At 72.4% G+C, this 19,033-nt stretch carries 18 protein-coding genes and 1 pseudogene; 9 read left to right on the top strand and 10 right to left on the bottom strand.

The features are described 5' to 3' along the window. Positions 1-79: 79 nt before the first annotated feature. Both O7602_RS24700 and O7602_RS24695 read left to right on the top strand, forming a co-directional pair. The gene (locus O7602_RS24700) at positions 80-1,120 is read left to right on the top strand and encodes an N-formylglutamate amidohydrolase (RefSeq protein ID WP_281584998.1); all 1,041 of its coding nucleotides are present in this window, start codon (positions 80-82) and stop codon (positions 1,118-1,120) included. Positions 1,121-1,167: 47 nt separating this feature from the next. Next, a complete protein-coding gene (locus O7602_RS24695; protein WP_281584997.1) occupies positions 1,168-2,553 on the top strand; it encodes a glutamate-cysteine ligase family protein in 1,386 nt (461 codons plus the stop codon). Here the strand turns inward: O7602_RS24695 and O7602_RS24690 are convergent. After that, the gene (locus tag O7602_RS24690; RefSeq protein ID WP_281584996.1) at positions 2,550-3,263 is read right to left on the bottom strand and encodes a hypothetical protein; all 714 of its coding nucleotides are present in this window, start codon (positions 3,261-3,263) and stop codon (positions 2,550-2,552) included. The genes O7602_RS24695 and O7602_RS24690 overlap by 4 nt on opposite strands. A gap of 203 nt (positions 3,264-3,466) precedes the next feature. Between O7602_RS24690 and O7602_RS24685 the strand changes: the two genes are divergently transcribed. Genes O7602_RS24685 through O7602_RS24670 form a run of 4 tightly spaced genes read left to right on the top strand, consistent with a single transcriptional unit; the run spans position 3,467 to position 6,860 of the window. Next, a complete protein-coding gene (locus O7602_RS24685; RefSeq protein ID WP_281584995.1) occupies positions 3,467-4,099 on the top strand; it encodes an MBL fold metallo-hydrolase in 633 nt (210 codons plus the stop codon). Continuing rightward, entirely contained in the window at positions 4,092-5,072 is a 981-nt protein-coding gene (locus O7602_RS24680; protein WP_281584994.1) for a hypothetical protein, read from the top strand. Before O7602_RS24685 ends, O7602_RS24680 begins: the two co-directional genes overlap by 8 nt. A 43-nt stretch (positions 5,073-5,115) precedes the next feature. Then, positions 5,116-5,856, top strand: coding sequence for a hypothetical protein (locus O7602_RS24675; RefSeq protein WP_281584993.1), 741 nt, complete (start codon positions 5,116-5,118; stop codon positions 5,854-5,856). 41 nt (positions 5,857-5,897) lie between these two features. Next, entirely contained in the window at positions 5,898-6,860 is a 963-nt protein-coding gene (locus O7602_RS24670; RefSeq protein WP_281584992.1) for a GNAT family N-acetyltransferase, read from the top strand. Positions 6,861-6,935: 75 nt separating this feature from the next. On the opposite strand, the gene O7602_RS24665 is transcribed toward O7602_RS24670, so the two are convergent. After that, complete coding sequence (locus O7602_RS24665; RefSeq protein ID WP_281584991.1) at positions 6,936-7,391, bottom strand: gamma-glutamylcyclotransferase; 456 nt, start codon at positions 7,389-7,391, stop codon at positions 6,936-6,938. A gap of 166 nt (positions 7,392-7,557) precedes the next feature. Here O7602_RS24665 and O7602_RS24660 point away from each other — a divergent pair, with 166 nt between their 5' ends. Further along, complete coding sequence (locus tag O7602_RS24660; protein ID WP_281584990.1) at positions 7,558-8,961, top strand: NAD(P)H-quinone dehydrogenase; 1,404 nt, start codon at positions 7,558-7,560, stop codon at positions 8,959-8,961. Between the two features lie 78 nt (positions 8,962-9,039). Here the strand turns inward: O7602_RS24660 and O7602_RS24655 are convergent. From O7602_RS24655 to O7602_RS24640, 4 genes and pseudogenes are all read right to left on the bottom strand, one after another. Next, positions 9,040-9,546 (bottom strand): annotated as a pseudogene (locus O7602_RS24655) (DUF998 domain-containing protein); the annotation flags it as partial. A 99-nt stretch (positions 9,547-9,645) separates the two neighbouring features. Next, positions 9,646-9,978: a helix-turn-helix transcriptional regulator gene (locus O7602_RS24650; protein ID WP_281584989.1), complete on the bottom strand. Its 333-nt coding sequence runs from the start codon at positions 9,976-9,978 to the stop codon at positions 9,646-9,648. A gap of 22 nt (positions 9,979-10,000) precedes the next feature. Further along, on the bottom strand, positions 10,001-10,177 hold the full coding sequence (locus tag O7602_RS24645; protein WP_281584988.1) for a hypothetical protein: 177 nt from the start codon (positions 10,175-10,177) through the stop codon (positions 10,001-10,003). Between the two features lie 71 nt (positions 10,178-10,248). Further along, the gene (locus O7602_RS24640) at positions 10,249-11,073 is read right to left on the bottom strand and encodes a DedA family protein (protein WP_281584987.1); all 825 of its coding nucleotides are present in this window, start codon (positions 11,071-11,073) and stop codon (positions 10,249-10,251) included. Positions 11,074-11,332: 259 nt separating this feature from the next. On the opposite strand from O7602_RS24640, the gene O7602_RS24635 reads away from it, so the two are divergent. Together O7602_RS24635 and thrS are read left to right on the top strand one after the other, a co-directional pair. Then, the gene (locus O7602_RS24635) at positions 11,333-11,611 is read left to right on the top strand and encodes an excalibur calcium-binding domain-containing protein (protein ID WP_281584986.1); all 279 of its coding nucleotides are present in this window, start codon (positions 11,333-11,335) and stop codon (positions 11,609-11,611) included. Positions 11,612-11,818: 207 nt separating this feature from the next. Beyond that, positions 11,819-13,036, top strand: a complete 1,218-nt coding sequence (gene thrS / locus O7602_RS24630) for a threonine--tRNA ligase (protein ID WP_281584985.1) — start codon at positions 11,819-11,821, stop codon at positions 13,034-13,036. A 70-nt stretch (positions 13,037-13,106) separates the two neighbouring features. Here the strand turns inward: thrS and O7602_RS24625 are convergent, their stop codons facing one another. The 4 genes from O7602_RS24625 to O7602_RS24610 all read right to left on the bottom strand — a co-directional run bounded on the left by O7602_RS24625 (position 13,107) and on the right by O7602_RS24610 (position 19,028). After that, on the bottom strand, positions 13,107-15,155 hold the full coding sequence (locus tag O7602_RS24625; protein WP_281590502.1) for an ABC transporter ATP-binding protein: 2,049 nt from the start codon (positions 15,153-15,155) through the stop codon (positions 13,107-13,109). A 53-nt stretch (positions 15,156-15,208) separates the two neighbouring features. After that, on the bottom strand, positions 15,209-16,942 hold the full coding sequence (locus O7602_RS24620; RefSeq protein ID WP_281584984.1) for an ABC transporter ATP-binding protein: 1,734 nt from the start codon (positions 16,940-16,942) through the stop codon (positions 15,209-15,211). Beyond that, the gene (locus O7602_RS24615) at positions 16,936-17,469 is read right to left on the bottom strand and encodes a MarR family transcriptional regulator (RefSeq protein WP_281590500.1); all 534 of its coding nucleotides are present in this window, start codon (positions 17,467-17,469) and stop codon (positions 16,936-16,938) included. Before O7602_RS24615 ends, O7602_RS24620 begins: the two co-directional genes overlap by 7 nt. A 119-nt stretch (positions 17,470-17,588) precedes the next feature. Next, on the bottom strand, positions 17,589-19,028 hold the full coding sequence (locus tag O7602_RS24610) for a GuaB1 family IMP dehydrogenase-related protein (RefSeq protein ID WP_281584983.1): 1,440 nt from the start codon (positions 19,026-19,028) through the stop codon (positions 17,589-17,591). Positions 19,029-19,033: the final 5 nt, after the last annotated feature.

Genomic DNA, 19,033 nt, shown 5'->3' with positions numbered 1-19,033 from the left:
ACCACCGACCCCACCCTGCTTCCGCCGGTGCCCGACAAGCGGTGCGCGCCGATCGGGCGACATACGAGGAGGAATGGCCATGCACCTCAGCGCGACGATGGCCGACCTGGAACGCAGCAGTCTGTTCCTGGACCACCAGCGCCGGCACTCCTGCACGGACTGCGGCCATGCCTACCTGGACTCGCACCTCGGGCCGGCGGGGGAGCACTTCCGCCGGTTGCGGGTGGGCGGCGGGACGATCGTCGCCAACACCGACGAGCCGCTGCGGGAGCTGCACATCGTGCCGCACGGCGGCACCGAGCTGCCGGCCGACCTGCTCTCCGCGGTGGACCCGGCCGACTACCCGAGACTGGCCCAGTTGGTGCACGAGAACGTCGACCTGGGTACGGCCGCGATCTACCGGCACCTGGTCGACGACATCGTCGCCGGGCGCGCCCGGGGGGTGGCGGTGGCCGGGTTCCACCTGTCGCGTCTCCTGCTGGACGCGAACCGGCACCTCGTCGACGAGCAGCTGCCACCGACCCCGTACGTCGGCTCGGCGGACCTCTATCGGGAATACCTGCTCAGCGAGGGGCGCAGGCTTCGGGTCGAGGCCCTTCTGCCCTGGCTGGAGGCGGTGGACGAGGTGCTGCGCGAGATCGGCGGCGCGGGCACGGTCTACCACCACCACACCTACGACGTCTATTCGATGAGCCCCCGGCCCTGGGATCGCGGCTTCACCGAGAAGCGTCCGGCGTTCCAGCTCATCTGGCGGCGTGCGCCGCTGAGCCCGACGGACGTGGACCCCGCCGAGACCGACCCGGGGCTGGCCCCGGTCGCGGACATCGAGGACGTCCAGGCGACCATCCGCGACTTCCTGGAACAGGAGATCGGGGTCGGCAACGGCACCGGCCAGATCGACTACCCGCTGCTGCTGCCGGTGCTGCCGTTCCGCGGGACCCGGGTCGGCGACCCGCCGGGCGCACCCCGGCACCTCGTCTACGACCTGCGCAAAGACCTGCTCGCGACCGAGCAGCACATCCATTCCTGGGTCGTCGTCGCACCGTGGCGGTTCCGGGATTCGTCCGGATCGACGGTAGGGTTGGCGGAAGGGTTGGCGCCCCCGGCGAAGATCAGCTGAGCCCTGCTCGGCCCCGTCGGGAGAGCGACCGGGAGCGGGAGTGACCCATGAGTCAGGGCGTGGTGCCACACGACGAGCCACAGCTGAAGATTCCCGACCTGGTCGGGTGGTTCCGGCCGACCGGTCGGCACAGCCACCGGATCGGGCTTGAGGTCGAGTGCGGTCTGGTCCGCCCGGACACCGGGCGGTCCGTCTCGTACGACGAGCCGGCGGGCACCCGGGCCCTGCTGGTGGCGCTCCTCGACGGGTTGGGGGGCGACCCGATCCACGAGGGTGGCGCGCTCGTCGGTCTGTCGCTTCCGGACGGCGCCGCGCTGACCCTGGAGATGGCCGGCGCGATCGAATACTCGTCGGCGCCCCAGGTGTCGGTGAGCGAGAGCGTGGCCGCGGCCCGCCGGCGCCTGGTCGAGGTGGCGCGGGTCGCCGAGCCGTTGCGGCTCCGCCTGCTGACCGGCGCGCACCTGCCCTTCGACGACCCGGCCGGGATCAGTTGGGCGCCCAAGGAGCGGACCCGCATCATGCGTCGCTGGTTCGCCCAGTTGGGCGACGGCGGCCGGCTGGGTGACCAGGTCATGGGGTTGACGCTGTCCACCCAGGTGAGCCTGGACGCGCTCGACGAGGCCGAATATCTGGAGAAGTTCCGGATGCTGCTCGGAGTTTCGCCTTTCCTCGCCGCGCTCCTGGCGAACGCCCCGGCGCTCGCCGGGCCGCACCGGGACGACGGCCTCGTCTCCCGGCGGATGGCCTACTGGCGTCGGATCGACCCGGCGCGGTGCCAGCATCTCGCCTCCCGCCTGTACGCCGTCACCGACCTGGCGGAGTTGGTCCAGGTGCTGTGCGCGCTGCCGATGATCTACCGCCGCTCCGACCACGGGTACGTGCCGGGCGGCCCGCACAGTTTCCGCGAGTCGCTGCGGGACGGCTTCGGGGACGGAACCCGGCCCACGATCGCCGACTGGCGCACCCACCTGGGGCAGGTGTGGCCCTCGATCCGGCCGCGCCGGACGCTTGAGACGCGGCTGCCGGACGGCCAGGCATGGGCTCAGCTCGCGCTCGTCCCGGCGCTCTTCGTCGGTCTCGCCGAGGAGCCGGCGGTCCGGCGGGCGGCGCTCGACGTGGTGTCGGAGTTCCGGACCGAGGCGCTGGACCTGATCGCGGTCAAGGCCGCGCAGGGCAGCCCGGACGGGATCAACCCGCAGATCCGCGAGGTGGCCGGGCACCTCGTGCACCTGGCCGAGAAGGGACTCGCCGCGCGGGTCGCCCGGGGGCTGGAGCATCCGGACATCGTCAAGTCGCTGGAGCCGGCGTTCCACAGTGCCGCCACCGGCCGACCGCCGGCCGACGCGATCGTCGCCCGGTGGACGAACGACTGGGCCGAGCGGCCGGACCGTTACGTGGCGGCGCTGGGCGTCCCGACGGAGCAGACCGGCTAGGACGGCTGCGGATCGGCACTCGCGAGCCGCCACAACTCCCGGAAGTGGTGCTCGAAGGCGGCTGCCACCCCGGTGTCGCGGATGCTGAAGCCGCGCAACTCCCCACGGTCGTCCACGGCGAAGCCGAGGAAGACCACCACGGAGTCGATGACCGCGAAATTCTCGCCCTCCAACTCCATGCCGGGCGGATAACGCAGGATCTTGATGTGGTAATTCTCGATCTTGCTGGCCAGGTCGACCTGCTCGTCGACCCACTGCTGGATGTCGGGACTGCTGTGCGGCAGGCGGATCACCCGGTGCAGGGAGCGCTTGCCCGGTGTCTTGCGCGCCCAGCGGATGGTGCCGGTGTAATAGCGGCGGGACTCCTCCGTCTGTTGACCGGGGGCGGTGTCGTGCGAGAACACGGCGTAGACCGATTTCGAACTGCGGGAAATGGCGTGCAGGGCCTCGCCGTAGAACGCCGACGAGGAATCGTATGTGCGCAGCGGCGCCCCGGTGGCGATGGTGAGGACCCGCCGCCGGGTGATGTCGAGCCACCGGAGAAAGACGAGCATGGTCAGGAAAATGAGGGGAATCGTCCAGTCTTTGTTCGTGACGAAGTGGAAGATGTTGTCCGCGATGCTGACCGCCAGCGCCCCGGTGAGCGCGAGCGTGATCAGCCTGGACTCAAGCTCCTCGATCCGGGACTGCCCGGTCTCGTCGTTGTTCAACGGAACTCCCTTCCGCCGGAATCCCCGCACGACGCACAGTCCTTAGTGGTGCGACAAGTATCCCATGGTGGCGCGCGCCCGGCCCGGGCCGGAAAGGCGTCGGAGTCGGCGGGAATCCCATTAACGTCCGACGTCACGCGCGGTCGCGCCACGTCCGGCAGACTGCGGTGAGGACGGCACGATTCGACGATCGAGGAGCCACCATGCAACTCACCAAGTACGCCCACTCCTGCCTCCGGCTGGAGCACGACGGGGCAGTGCTTGTCGTCGACCCCGGGGTGTTCAGCGAGACGTCCGAGGCGCTGGACGGGGTGGACGCGGTGCTTGTCACCCACGAGCATCAGGACCATCTGGACGTCGCCGCGCTCACCGGCGCGCTGGAGCGGCGACCGGTGCCGGTGCACGGCCCCGCCTCGCTCGCCGGCGTGCTCGGTGACGCCGCCGAGGCGCTCGTCCCGGTCGCGCCGGGAGAGTCGTTCACCGCCGCCGGGGTGCCGGTGCGTGCGTACGGGGGACGGCACGCCGTCATCCATCCGGACATCCCGGTGATCGAGAACCTGGGTTATCTCCTCGCCGACGTGGTCTACCACCCGGGCGACGCGCTGTTCGTGCCCGACGACGTCCAGGTGGACACGCTGTTCGCCCCGATACACGCGCCCTGGTCGAAGTTCTCCGAGGTGGTCGACTTCATCCGCGCGGTCGCCCCGCGGCGGGCCTACGCCCTGCACGACGGGTTGCTCAACGCCAACGGCTTCGGCGTGCTCGACCGGCAGTACACCGCGTTGTCGAAGACCGACTACCGCCGTCTGGAGCCGGGCACCCGGATCGATGCCTGACGTACCCGTCGAGATCGTCCGGCGGCTGTACGCCACCCCGCCGGACAAGTTCGTCGAGGCCCGGGACGCCGCGGTGGCGCAGGCGCGCCAGGCCGGCGACCCGCGCACCGCCCGGGAGATCGGCCGGCTGCGCCGGCCCACCGTCGCGGCCTGGCTGGTCAACCTGCTCGCGATCCGGCGACCCGAGCTGGTCGCCGACCTGGCCCAGCTCGCCGAGTCGCTCCGCGCGGCGCAGCGCGACCTGCGCGGCGGCAAGCTGCGGGAGCTCTCCGCCCAGCGCCGCGCCGTCGTGGGCGCGCTCGTCGCCGAGGTACGCCGGCTGGCCGCCGACGAGCCCGCCGCGCCGCCGGCCGGGAAGCTGCCGCTGGGCGAGGTGGAGGCCACGCTCAACGCCGCGCTCTCCGACACCGAGGTGGCCGAGCAGGTACGCGCCGGTCGGCTGCTGCGGTCCAGCCACTACGCCGGTTTCGGCGAGGTGCCCCGCCCCCAGCTCCGGCTGGTCACCGCGGACGAGGAGGAGCCCGGCGTACCGGATCGGGCCAGCAGGTCCGGCGTACCGCATCGGGCGGTCGGGTCCGGCGTACCGGATAAGGCGGCCGAGCGGGCCGAGGCGCGCCGGGCCCGCGACGAGCGGGCGGCGCGGGCCGAACGGGCCGGGCGGCGGCGGACCGCGACACGCGAACTGGCGAAGGCCCGCGCGGACCTGGACCGGGCCCAGGCGGAGCTGGCCGGTGCGGACACGGCCGAACGGGACGGCGCCGCGACGCTGGACCGGATCGAGACGGAGCTGGCCGAGCTGGAGCGCCGCCGGGCCGTGGCCGAGCAGGAGCTGAGCCGGGCGAAGCTGGCCCGGCGGGGCGCGGAACGGGCGGTCACCGCCGCCCGGCGGCGGGCCGGCGAGGTGGAGGCCGTGTTGGAGGCGCTCGACGCCGAAGAGGGGGATGCCGAAGCCGGTGACGACCGGGCAGACTGAGCGTGATGGATGCCCACGGTGGACGGACGGCGGTGGGTCACCGATGACGCCGGAGCAGGTCGCCGCCGCCTGCAAACCACTGGTGCTGGAGCTCGGGGAGGCGTTCTCCCGCTGCCCGTCGACACAGCGCCGGGCCCGGCTGCTCGGCATCTCCGGCTGGGCCTTCTACATCACCGGCCGGGCCGGCGCGCTCGGTGACGTACGCGCCGAGACGGTGGCGGCGGCGCTCGGGTTCATCGCCCCGGATGCGGTGGCGGACGGCTGGGACGCCGCGGCGCGGGCGGTGCCGCCCTTGCAGGTGGCCGCCGCGAACCTGACCGAGTGCTGCCGGTGGGGGGTGGACCGGCTGGGCGACGCGCCCGGGGCGGCCCGGCTCGCCGGTCTGCTCGACCGGGCCGTCGACGCGGCCGACGGCAGCGCCATGCCGCTCTTCGCCGCCTGGCGGGCCATGCCGGTGCCCGACCCGTCACCGGGCGCCCGCGCGGCCGTCGGCCTGCTGCTGCTGCGCGAGCACTTCGCCGGGGCCTACCTGCTGGCCGTGCGGGCGTCCGGGCTGACCCCGCTGGAGGCGGTGCTGGCCGGCCCGGAGGGGGAGGCGGGCGCCGCCGCCTGCGGCTGGACGCCGCCCTACCCGCCGGTCGGGCCGCTGGTGCGGCGGCGGATCTGGGCCGAGGCGGTGACCGACCGCCTGGTGTCACCGGCGTTCCACGCCCTCGGCCAGGTCGGCGGCGCGGAGCTGGTCGATCTGCTCACCGTCGCGCGGCTGCACGCCCGGCACGGATAAATGGGAGGCGTGGCGGCGGTCCGACTGCCAGGATCTGCCGCGTGACGTTCCCCGCCGGTTGGACGGCCCGCCGCCCCACCCTCGACGACGTGCCCGCGATCCTGGCGGTGGTGCACGCCGCCGACACGTTCGCCGTGGGCTATCCGGACTTCGACGCCGACGACGTACGGGACGCGCTGACCGCGCCCTTCGTCGACCCGGCCCGGGACTCCTGGCTGGTCACCGACCCGGACGGGACGCCGGTCGCCTGGTCGATCCTGGGCAACCCGAGCGGGGTCGGCCGGGAGTGGGTGGACGTGCTCGTCGACCCGGACCGGGGCGCGCAGTTCCGCGCCCCGCTGCTGGCCCGGCTGCTCGACCGGGTCGCCGAACGGGCCGCCGAACGGGGCGTGCCCGCGCTCACCGCGCGCGCCGGCGTGTACGCCCCGGAGACCCGCTGGGCGGATGAGCTGGTGGCGGCCGGGTTCCAGCGGGTCAAGCGGTACGTCCGGATGAGCCGCTCGCTTGCCGATCTGCCGGCCGAGCCGCCACCCCCGGCCGGGGTGACGGTCCGGCCGCTGCGCCCCGACGACGAGGCCGACCTGCGGCTGTTCCACCGGATCCACGACACCGCGTTCCGGGACACGCTCGACCACGATCCACTCGGCTTCGACCGCTGGCGGGAGCTGCTGCCGTCGTACGGCAAGGTCTGGGACGAGTGGTTCGTGGCCGAGGTCGACGGCGAGCCGGCCGGCGCCCTGCAGTCCTCCGACCAGGCGGTGGAGCAGGACACCGGCTGGGTCCGGACGCTGTCCGTGCTGCCGGCCCACCGGCGGCGCGGGGTGGGCGCGGCGCTGCTGCGCCGGGCCTTCGCGGTCTACGCGGCGAAGGGCCGCGCCCGCGCCGGGCTGGGCGTCGACCTGGCCAACCCGACCGCGCCGGTCACCCTCTACCGTTCGGTCGGGCTGGTGGAGGAACGCTGGACCGACATGTACGAGCGGAGCGTGCCCGCCCCGCAGGTGTGACCCGGTACCCCCGGGCCGGGGGTCGCCGAGCGGGTGGGCGGCCGACCGGCGCACACTGTCGGGGTGGGAGACGCGCTAGGCGGACGCCGTGCCGGTCGGACGGGACCGCAGCTCGGTGACGTAGTCGTCGGGCGCGCCCGCCTTCTCCGCCGCGTTCGCGATCTCCGACAGGTACCACGACGTCGGCAGGCCGCCCTCGTACCCGTCGAAGACGTAGACCCAGGCCGTCACGTCCCCGTCCAGCGTCGAGACGCGGACGGTCAGCTTGCGGTAGGTCCCGGCGGTCACGCCCTCCAGCTCGTCGAGCTGGGCGGCGTCGTACGGGTGGATGTCGTAGAGCGCCACGAAGACCCGCTCACCCGGGGCCTCGACCACGGTGCTCACCGAGCCCTCCCACCCGATGACGTCCTCGCCCGCGAAGGTCAGCCGCCACCCCTCCAACCAGCCGGTGCCCACCATCGGCGAATGCGGGCAGTAGGCGCGCATGCGAGCGGGATCCAGGTTTGAGCCGTAAGCGGCGTAGAGACGCACGGCGACGACGATAGCCCGGTCTGCCGGTGGGGGAGAATACGACGGTGCGTGTCGGACGCGACGGGGAGAAGAAAGTCACTGTGAAGACGGACGAGAGGATGGCTGTGGTGAGCGCGAGGAGCGCAGCGAAGCGGAGCCCCGCAGTCGCGAACGGAAGGACGGCTCAGTGAGCCAGATCGTGATCATCGGCGGCGGGCCGGCCGGGTACGAGGCGGCGCTCGTCGCCGCCCAACTGGACGCCGATGTCACAGTGGTCGAGGCGGAGGGCGCGGGCGGCGCCTGCGTGCTCTCCGACTGCGTGCCTTCGAAGACGTTCATCGCCAGCTCGGAGGTGGTCACCAACTATCGGGACACCGAGGAGTTCGGGGTGCACTCCGACGGCCTGGAGGCGGTCACGGTCGACGCCGTGGCGGTGCACGAGCGGGTCAAACGGCTCGCCCTGGCCCAGTCCGCCGACATCCACACCAAGCTGGTCAAGGCCGGGGTGGAGTTCGTCGCCGGCACCGCGCGGCTGGGTGAGGACACGCTCGGTCACACCCACCAGGTGATCGTCACCCCGGCCGACGGCTCGCCCGCGTACCCGATCGGCGCCTCCACCGTGCTCGTCGCCACCGGCGCGACCCCGCGCCAGCTCCCCACCGCGCTGCCCGACGGCGAGCGCATCCTGACCTGGCGGCAGGTCTACGACCTGCCCGAGCTGCCCGAGCACCTGATCGTGGTCGGCTCCGGCGTCACCGGCGCCGAGTTCGCGAGCGCCTACCTGGCCATGGGCGTCAAGGTCACGCTGGTCTCCAGCCGGGACCGGGTGATGCCGCACGAGGACGCCGACGCCGCGATGGCTATCGAGCGGGTGTTCCGCAACAGGGGCATGAGCATCCTCAACAACTCCCGCGCCGAGGCCGTCCGCCGGGTCGGCGACGGCGTGGAGGTGGTGCTCTCCGACGGCCGCCAGGTCGCCGGCTCGCACGCGCTGATCGCGGTCGGCTCGATCCCGAACACCGCCGACCTGGGCCTGGCCGAATACGGCGTCGAGCTGGCCCGGGGCGGTTACGTCACGGTCGACCGGGTCTCCCGGACCAACGTGCCGGGCATCTACGCCGCCGGCGACTGCACCGGCGTGCTGCCGCTGGCGAGCGTCGCCGCCATGCAGGGCCGGATCGCGATGTGGCACGCGCTCGGCGAAGCGGTCCGGCCGCTGCGCCTGCGTACCGTCGCGGCGAACGTCTTCACCGACCCGGAGCTGGCCACGGTCGGCGTGTCGCAGGACGAGGTGGCCGCCGGGAAGACCCCGGCCCGCCAGGTCATGCTGCCGCTGTCCGGCAACGCCCGGGCGAAGATGGATGACCTGGCCGACGGCTTCGTCAAGCTGTTCTGCCGGCCGGCCAGCGGCCAGGTGATCGGCGGCGTGGTGGTGGCGCCGAAGGCCAGCGAGCTGATCCTGCCGATCACCATGGCGGTGGAGAACAACCTCACCGTCAACGAGCTGGCCCAGACCATCACGATCTACCCGAGCCTGTCCGGGTCCATCACCGAGGCCGCCCGCCAGCTCATGCTGCACGAGTTGGAGTGAGCGCGGCCCTCGACCCAGGTGGAGGGCGACGGTGGTCAGGAGCGCGGTCTCGGTGACGATGAGGAGGCGCTCGGCCAGGCCGATCAGGGCGCGGTCACCGGGGTAGGCGCACCAGATCATCGCGGCGGCCAGCAGCAGGCTGGTCAGGGTCAGGGCGCGCAGCCACCGGGCGGGCGGGCCGCCGGGTCGGCGGGCGAGCAGCCAGCCGGCGACCGGCAGGGCCAGGAACGACAGCACCGAGGCGTACCGGTGCACGTAGGCCGCGGTGTCCATGGGCGAGCCCGGGGCGTTCGTGGGCACCACCGCGGCGGCCAGCAGCCCGCCCGACCAGGCCGCCAGCAGCGTGAGGGAGGCCCGGTCCGCGCCGCTGCGGCGCAGGGCCGGCAGGAGTACGACGGTGGCCGCCGCCAGGACCGCCATCGCGGTGTCGATGACGCCGCCCCGGTCGGAGACGGCGAAGTCGCTGACGGTCAGCGACAGGGGACTCAGGTCGTCGTTGACCTCGACGTGACCGATCACGGCGAGCACCGCCGCCAGGGCGATCCCGCCGAGGGCCAGCAGGCCGCTGCTCCGGGCCGAACGCATGGGTCCAGCCTGTCGCCGGAACCGCCCGAGACGGATCCGGGGCGGTCACCCACTTCGATCCCCGGGTCAACCCCTACCGGGGCGGCGGTGGAACGCGCGTCAGGCCACGTCGAGCCGGATGTTTCCGATCCGGGCGACGACATCGAGATGGCCACCCAGCCCGGTCACGTAGGCGCGCAGTATCTCCAGGTTGACGCTCTCTCCGCGCTCGATCTGGCTGATCCGGGCCTGGGACAGGCCCGCCGCTTCCGCCAACTGAGCCTGCGTCATGCCCAACTGCTTACGGATCTCCGCCAACTGCGCGCCGCTGACCGAGGCCAGCATCTGTTCCCTGAGCCGGCCGCGTCGGGCCACCCGATCGGAGTCGTCCCAGGAGGGGTCGACCTCCCGAACCTTCGCCTTGACGTCGCGCCAGTTCGCCCAATCGGTCATGTCCGGTCTTCCTTCGAGCTGATCAAGTGTGGTGATAGGCGCTGCCCTTCAGTCGATCGACCAACGGCCGGCCAAGGGCCGGGCCGTGCTTTGCCAGTAGGTCGAGCGCCTCTTCGACGAGTTCGGCCGTGCGCGGATCGCCTATGCACAGGTCGAGGAACCAGGCTTCGACCTCAGGATGCAGTCTGATCTCCCACACCTGACAAATATAAGTAAACCTTATGCGATGTGGTTTGCGCCTCTCCGATGTCCTCCGAAATTCCGCGAACCTCAGTCGACCGGAGTCTCGGCCCGGTCCGACTCCTCGCCGGCCGGGCCGGGCCGCGCGCCGTCCACCGCCGCCAGCATCTGCTTCCGGAGTTGCCGGCGTCGGGCCACCCGCTCGGGATCGTTCCAGGTGGGATCGAGCCGCTGGGCCTTCGCCCCGACGTCGCGCCAGTTGGTTCCACTGTTCATGATCGGTTCTCCTTCGCTGTCGTCACGTGGTCGTGGCGTCGGTGCGGCCGACTGGGCCTGGCGGGTGCCGATCCAGGTCATCGCCCAGCCCGCCGCCGCGAACCCGCCCGCGGCCACGCCGGCGATCAGCAGCAACCGCCACCCCGACCCGGTGAGCGCCGTGCCGCCCAGGTGGCCGACGAGCGCGCCATAACCGGCCCAGCCGACCGCCGCCACCGCCTCGTAGCTCAGGAACAGCCGGTACGGGTAGCGGCTGCGGCCGGCGGAGAAGCAGGCCGCCATCCGGCCACCGGGCACGAACCGGCAGAGCAGGATCACCAGCGGCCCGGGCTCGCGCAGCCGGCGGGTGGCCTTGGCGACCGCACGCCGGGCCCGACCCGGAGTGGCATGCCCGGTCGCCTTGCGGGTCGGCGTGGTGCGGCCGAGCAGATAGCAGGCCAGATCGCCGACGAAGACGCCGGCCGCGCCGACCGCGATGGTGACCGGCAGGCTGAGCCCGCCGTAGACGGTGAGCGCGCCGCTGGTGATCATGATGACCTGGGTCGGCACCACCGGGACGAAGGCGTCCGCCACCAGCAGGGCCAGCAGCAGCGCGTACGCCCACGCGGGCGACGTGACGTGGGCGATGAGCTCAGCCACGGCCGCCACCCCGCCGGAGTGGGCCGGACGCGGAGCGGGGCGGCGGATCCGTGCGCACCGGCGTACCGTTGGCGGGACGCGGCACCGGCGCCGTCGGGTCCCCCGTTCCCGACGACCGGGCCGCCGCGGGTCGCCGGCAGGTCCCGTGCCGGCGACCCGCACCCACTCTCCGCTGTCGGGCCTGCGACAGCAAGCCTCCCCGGATGCGCATCCCAGATACGATCTTGGGCCCTAGCAGCATTCGCGCACAGGAGGCTCCATGGTTTCCACCCTGCTCCGGGGTGTGCTCGCCCTGACCCTGACGATCGGCGGCGGCGTGGCCGTCGCGGTCGGCCCGGCGGAGGCGGCGGCGAAGACATACAAGAACTGCACCGAGCTCAACAAGACCTACAAGCACGGCGTCGGCAAGAAGGGCGCGAAGGACAAGGTGCGCGGCAGCACCAAGCCGGTCACCAACTTCACGGTGTCGAACGCGGTCTACGCGAAGAACACCAAGCACGACCGGGACAAGGACGGCGTCGCCTGCGAGAAGCGCTGACCCGCCGGCCGGAAATGCGGTCGCGCGGTACGGCCGGCCGGCCGTACCGTCACCGCATGCGCAGCGCGGAGAGGACCACGACGCCGGGTGTTCCCGGCGCGCCGCACTGACGTTTCCGTCGACGAGGCCCCGGGGCGATCCGCTCCGGGGCCTCGCGGCGTTCCGGCACCGCTCGCCTCCGGGTCGTACCCGATCAAGGAGAGCGACATGATCGACCACCGTAGGCTCGGCCGGGACCTGGAGCTGTTCGTCTCCGATCCGCTCGCGGGCGCCGGCCTGCCGATCTGGCTGCCGGCCGGCGCCGCCGCCCGGCACGCCGTCGAGGAGTACGTCCGGGAGCTGGAGCGCCGGGCCGGCTACCGGCACGTCTACTCGCCGCCGCTCGGCAAACGGGAGCTGTTCGAGCGGTCCGGGCATCTCGGCTACTTCGCCGACGACATGTTCCCGCCGATGCGGTTGAGCGCCGACGACGAGTTCGTGCTCCGGCCGGCGCTCTGCCCACACCACGCGCTTGTGTTCGCCGCGCGTGGCCGGTCCTACCGCGAGTTGCCGCTGCGGATCGCCGAGCTGGGCGGAATGTACCGGGCGGAACGCTCCGGGGTGCTCGGCGGCCTGTCCCGGGTTCGCGCCATCTCGCTCAACGACGCGCACAACTTCTGCGCGCTGGAGCAGGTCGGCGACGAGGTCCGGGAGATCCTGCGGCTGATCGGCGAGGCGCACGCCGCGCTCGGCGTCCGGCCGGCCGGGCTCCGGCTGTCCGTGCGCGGGCCTGGGCAACGGTACGTCGGCGACGACGCCGGCTGGGCGCGGGCCGAGGACCTGCTCCGCGCCGCGCTCGACGGGGTGGACGCCGTCGAGGCGCCCGGCGAGGCCGCGTTCTACGGCCCGAAGATCGACGTGCAGATCGTGGACGCCGCCGGCCGGGAGTCGACGATCTCCACCGTGCAGCTCGACTTCGACAAGCCCGAGCGGTTCGACCTGTCGTACACCGACTCGGACGGCCGCCGGAAACGGCCGGTGATGGTGCACCGGAGCCTGGTCGGCAGCATGGAGCGGCTGTTCGCGTACCTGATCGAGGTGCACGAGGGCGCCTTCCCCGCGTGGTACGCCCCGGTGCAGGTGCTCCTGCTCCCGGTCGACGACGCGCAGGCCGACGTCGCCCGGCGGCTGGGTGCGGAGGCGGAGGCGGTCGGGCTGCGGGTCGAGGTCGACTCCGGCGGCTCGCTCGGCGCCCGCATCCGGGACGCGGCCCGGCGCCGGGTCCCGTACGTCGGGGTGGTCGGGGCCCGGGAGGCGGCCGACGGCGCGATCTCGCTGCGCCTGCGCGACGGGCGTCGGCTCGCGCCGATGGCCGCGGACGCCGCGTGGGGCCTCGTCGGGGCCGTGGTCGCCAGCCGCTCGGCCGACCTGCTCCCACCGGCCTGACCCGGTCCCGCCCGGGTGACGGACCGTCACCCGGGCGGGACCCGGTGTCGAGGCTGTCGCGGGGTCCACGTCAGTTCCCGATCGGCGCGCCGGTCGGACGCATCCCCGCCGGCGCCGGCACCTCGTCGGCGAGCACCGCGCCGGTGAACTGCGCCCGGTAGAGCCGGGCGTACGCGCCGTCGGCGGCGACGAGCTGGTCGTGCGTGCCCTGCTCGACGATCCGGCCCCGCTCCATCATCAGGATCAGGTGGGCGTCGCGGATGGTGGAGAGCCGGTGCGCGATGACGAAGCTGGTCCGGTCGGAACGCAGCGCCGCCATGGCGCGCTGGAGCAGCACCTCGGTGCGGGTGTCCACCGAGCTGGTCGCCTCGTCGAGGATCAGCAGCGACGGCTCGGCGAGGAACGCCCGGGCGATGGTGATGAGCTGCTTCTCACCGGCGCTGACGTTGCTGCCCTCCTCGTCGATCACGGTGTCGTAGCCGTCCGGCAGGCTGCGGACGAACCGGTCCACGAAGGTGGCCCGGGCGGCGGCCAGGATCTCCTCCTCGGTGGCGTCCGGCCGCCCGTAGGCGATGTTGTCCCGGATGGTGCCGCCGAAGAGCCAGGTGTCCTGGAGCACCATGCCGATCCGACCACGCAGGTCGTCCCGGCGCATGGTGCTGATGTCCACCCCGTCCAGGGTGATCCGCCCGGCGTCCAGCTCGTAGAACCGCATGACCAGGTTGACCAGGGTGGTCTTGCCGGCGCCGGTGGGGCCGACGATGGCCACCGTGTGACCGGGCTCGGCGACCAGGGACAGGTCGTCGATCAGCGGCTGGTCCGGGTCGTACCGGAAGGAGACGTGTTCGAACTCGACCCGGCCGTGCGGGTCGGCGATCCGGGCCGGCTCGCCCGGGTCGACGCTCTGCTCGTCGGCGTCGAGCACGTCGAAGACCCGCTCGGCCGAGGCCACCCCGGACTGCAACAGGTTGGCCATCGACGCGACCTGCGTCAACGGTTGGGTGAACTGCCGCGAGTACTGGATGAACGCCTGCACGTCGCCGAGGCTCATCGCGCCCGAGGCCACCCGCAGGCCACCGACCACCGCGATCGCCACGTAGCTCAGGTTCCCGATGAAGAACATCGCCGGCATGATGATCCCGGAGACGAACTGGGCGCCGAAGCTCGCCTGGAACAGCTCCTCGTTCTTGGTCCGGAAGGCGGCCTCGACCTCCTTCTGCCGGCCGAACACCTTGACCAGCTCGTGCCCGGTGTACGCCTCCTCGATCTGGGCGTTCAGCTCGCCGGTGTGCGTCCACTGGGCGATGAACTTGCGCTGCGACCGCTTCGCGATCTGACCGGTGACGACCACCGACAGCGGGATCGCCACCAGGGCCACCAGGGCCAGCAGCGGAGAGATCCAGAACATCATCCCGAGTACGCCGACGACCGTGAGCAGCGAGGTGAGCAACTGGCTCAACGTCTGCTGGAGCGTCTGCGCGATGTTGTCGATGTCGTTCGTGACCCGGCTGAGCAGCTCACCGCGCGGCTGCTTGTCGAAGTAGGGCAACGGCAGCCGGTTGAGCTTGTCCTCCACGTCGGCGCGCAGGCGCAGCACGGTGCGCTGCACCACCCCGTTGAGCACCCAACCCTGCCCCCAGGTCAGGATGCCGGCGGCGACGTAGAGCGCGACCGCGAGCGCCAACACCCGGCCCAGCCGGGAGAAGTCGATCCCGGCGCCGGGCACCACGTCCATCCGGGCCAGCATGTCGGCGAAGTTGCCGTTGCCCGCGGCCCGGGCCGCGGCCACCGCCGCCTCGGTGCTGGTGCCGGCGGGCAGCTGCCGGCCGATCACCCCGTTGAAGATCAGGTCGGTGGCGTGGCCGAGCACCTTCGGCCCGATCACGCTGAGACCGACGCCGGCCAGGGCGAGCGCCAGTACGCCGGTGAGCTGGATCCGGTGCGGTCGCAGCCGCCCCAGCAGCCGGCGTGCCGACGGCCCGAAGCGCATCGCCTTCTCGGCCGGCATCCCCATGTTCATGTGCGGCGGGCCGCCGCCGGGTCGCCGCCCGGCCGGGGGCAGCCGCTTCGACTCGGCCTTCTGCTGCTGGGGTACGGCCCGCTCGGTGCGTTCGGTCATGCTGTGCTGGCCGGGCATGCCCTCACGGCCCTCGCTGCGCTCGGTGCGTTCGGTCATGCTGCCACCCCCGCGGTCTGCTGGGACGCCACGATCTCGGCGTACGTCGGGCAGTTCTCCAGCAGTTCGTCGTGTCGTCCCATTCCGACGACGCCCCCGTCCTCGAGCACGATGATCTGGTCGGCGTCGACGATCGTGGAGACCCGCTGGGCCACGATCACCACCGCCGCGTCCGCGGTGACCGGCTTGAGGGCGGCCCGCAGCCGGGCGTCCGTGCCGAGGTCGAGCGCGGAGAAGGAGTCGTCGAAGAGATAGATCTCCGGTTTGCGTACCAGCGCGCGGGCGATGGCCAGGCGTTGCCGCTGGCCGCCGGAGACGTTCGTGCCGCCCTGCGCGATCGGCGCGTCCAGGCCGCCGGGCATCTCGGTCACGAAGTCACGCGCCTGGGCGATCTCCAGGGCCGCCCACAGATCCGCGTCGGTGGCCTCCGGGTTGCCGTAGCGCAGGTTGCTCGCCACCGTGCCGCTGAACAGGTACGGCCGTTGCGGCACCAACCCGATCCGCCGCCACAGCTCGTCCGGGGCCAGTTCCCGCACGTCCACGCCGTCGACCAGGACCGCGCCGGCGGTCGGGTCGACCAGCCGGGGGATCAGCGTGAGCAGCGTGGTCTTGCCGGCGCCGGTGGAGCCGATGATCGCCGTGGTCCGGCCGGGCTGCGCCCGGAACGAGATGTCGTGCAGCACCGGGGCGGTCGCGCCCGGGTACTGGAAGCCGGCGCCGCGCAGCTCCAGCTCGCCGTGGCCGGACACCTCGGTCACCGGGTCCGCCGCCGGCACCACCGACGAGTCGGTGTCCAGCACCTCGGAGATGCGTTCGGCGCAGACCGCGGCGCGGGGCACCATCATCAGCATGAAGGTGGCCATCATGACCGCCATCAGGATCTGCATCAGATAGGCCAGGAACGCGGTGAGCGCGCCGATCTGGATCTCACCGGAGTCGACCCGGGACGCGCCGAACCAGAGCACCGCGACGCTTGACACGTTGAGCACCAGCATCACGATCGGGAAGATCAGCGCCTGGAGTCGGCCGATGCGCAGCGCGGTCGCGGTCAGCTCGGTGTTGGCCACCCGGAAGCGGTCGGTCTCGTACGGCTCGCGGACGAAGGCCCGGACCACCCGGATGCCGGTGATCTGCTCGCGCAGCACCCGGTTGACGGTGTCGATCCGGGTCTGCATGAGTCGGAACCCGGGCACCATCCGGCGGATGATCAGGCCCAACGCCACGGCCAGCACAGGTACGCAGACAAGCATCAGCCAGGACAGCCCGACGTCCTCGCGCAGCGCCATCACCACGCCGCCGATGCTCATGATCGGCGCGGCCACCAGCATGGTGCAGCTCAGCAGCACCAGCATCTGCACCTGCTGGACGTCGTTCGTGTTGCGGGTGATCAGGGACGGGGCGCCGAATCGGGCGACCTCGCGGGCGGAGAAGCGGTTGACGTGCCCGAAGATGGCGCCCCGGACGTCCCGGCCGAAGCCCATCGCGGTCCTGGCGCCGAGGTAGACCGCGGCGATCGAGCAGGCGATCTGGACCAGGCTGACGAGCAGCATCCATCCGCCCGTACGCAGGATCTCGTCGGTGTCGCCGCGGGCGACGCCGCGGTCGATGATGTCGGCGTTCAGGCTTGGTAGGTAGAGCGACGCCATGGTGCCGACGAACTGGAACGCCACCACGGCGGCCAGTGGTCGGCGGTATGGGCGTAGGTAGGTGCGGAGCAGGCGGATCAGCACGGACGTCTCCCCGTTGGCGACTCGGTGTCGGACTCGCTGTCGGACTCGCTGTCCCGGTTCAACCGACGGAGGTCCCCGTCGGACATGCCGGTGATGATTTCGGTGAGGAACTCGCGGATCACCGCGCGCTTGGCCGGGTCGGCGTCGACCGACGTGAGCGGACGGTCGCTGTGGATCATGTCGATGATCGCGCGGGCGTGCTCGTGCCCCTTGTCGGTGAGCGTGAGCTGGACGGTGCGGCGGTCCTCGGGGCCGCGCCGCCGGGCGACGAATCCGTCGCGTTCCAGGGTGTCGACGATGCCGGTGAGGGTGGCCGGCCGGACGAAGCACAGCTCCGCCATGTCGCGGTGGGTGATGTCGCCGGAGCGCAGCAGGATCATCAGCACGCGCATGCCGGCGGAGGTGAGGCCGTGGTGCTCGGCCAGGTAGCGCCCCCAGTGCTGCTCGACGACGTGGCCGGCGATGGAGACGAGCCGGCCGAGCGGCGCGTGTTGCAGCGCATCGGGGAAGCGGACGAGCGGACCCATGTTCACGGGAGCCAGATTAGCCCCCAAACCATCAGGCCCCAAACTAATTTAAGGAGGGGGCCCCGGTTAACGCCTCCGGTAGAGGCGGGGGCCCTTCTTAACGCCTGACGCTCACCAGCTCACCAACTCGTCGGCAGCGGCATGCCCTCGGTGTAGCCCGCCGTGCTCTGCACGCCGACAAGTGCCCGCTCGTGAAACTCGTCCAGGCTGCGCGCCCCCGCGTAGGTGAACGCGCTGCGCACCCCGGACACGATCTCGTCGATCAGATCCTCCACGCCCGGCCGGTTCGGGTCGAGATACATCCGGGCGGTCGAGATGCCCTCCTCGAAGATCGCCTTCCGGGCCCGGTCGAACATGCTGTCCTCGGCGGTCCGCGCGCTCACCGCCCGGGACGAGGCCATACCGAAGCTCTCCTTGTAGCGCCGGCCGTCGGCATCGGTGTAGAGATCGCCGGGGGACTCGTAGGTGCCGGCGAACCAGGAACCGATCATCACGTTCGAGGCGCCGGCGGCCAGTGCCAGCGCCACGTCCCGCGGGTGGCGTACGCCGCCGTCGGCCCAGACGTGCCGGCCCAGCGAGCGGGCCGCCGCCGCGCAGTCGAGCACCGCGGAGAACTGCGGGCGGCCCACCCCGGTCATCATCCGGGTGGTGCACATGGCACCCGGGCCCACGCCCACCTTGACAATGTCGGCACCGGCCTCGACCAGGTCGCGTACCCCGTCGGCGGTGACCACGTTGCCGGCCGCGACCGGGACGGCCGGGTCGAGCTTGCGGACCGTCCGCAGCGCCTGCATCATCCGCTCCTGGTGCCCGTGCGCGGTGTCCACGACGAGCGTGTCCACGCCGGCCTCCAGCAGCGCGGCGGCCTTGCCGGTGACGTCGCCGTTGATGCCCACCGCCGCCGCGACGCGTAGCCGGCCCCGGTCGTCCACCGCCGGCGTGTAGAGCGTCGCGCGCAGCGCGCCCGCGCGGGTCAGCACGCCGATCAGGCGGCCGTCGGCGTCCACCACCGGAGCGAGCCGCCGCCGGCCCGCCGAGAGCCGCTCGAATCCGGTACGCGGGTCCGCGTCCGCCGGCACGGTGTGCAGTTCGGTGGACATCACGTGCCGGAGCTGGGCGAAGCGGTCCACGCCCACGGTGTCCGCCTCGGTCACCACGCCCATCGGCCGACCGCCCTCGTCGACCACGATCACCGCGCCGTGCGCCCGCTTGGGCAGCAGGTGGATGGCGTCGCCGACGGTGTCGGTCGGGCCGAGCGTGATCGCTGTGTCGTGCACCAGGTGCCGCTGCTTGACCCACCCGACGACGTTCGCGACGACCTCGATCGGGATGTCCTGCGGGATCACCGCGACGGCGCCCCGCCGGGCGACGGTCTCGGCCATCCGCCGGCCGGCGACGGCGGTCATGTTCGCCACCACCAGGGGAACGGTGGTGCCGGTGCCGTCGCCGGAGGACAGGTCGACGTCGAGCCGGGAGCCCACCTCGGAACGGTTGGGCGCCATGAAGACGTCGTTGTAGGTCAGGTCGTGCGCGGGGACCGCGCCATGAAGGAACCGCACCCGGC

This window comes from Micromonospora sp. WMMD1128 (assembly GCF_027497235.1).
Classification (GTDB): Bacteria; Actinomycetota; Actinomycetes; order Mycobacteriales; family Micromonosporaceae; genus Micromonospora.
This window is presented reverse-complemented; position numbering and strand designations above follow the sequence as displayed.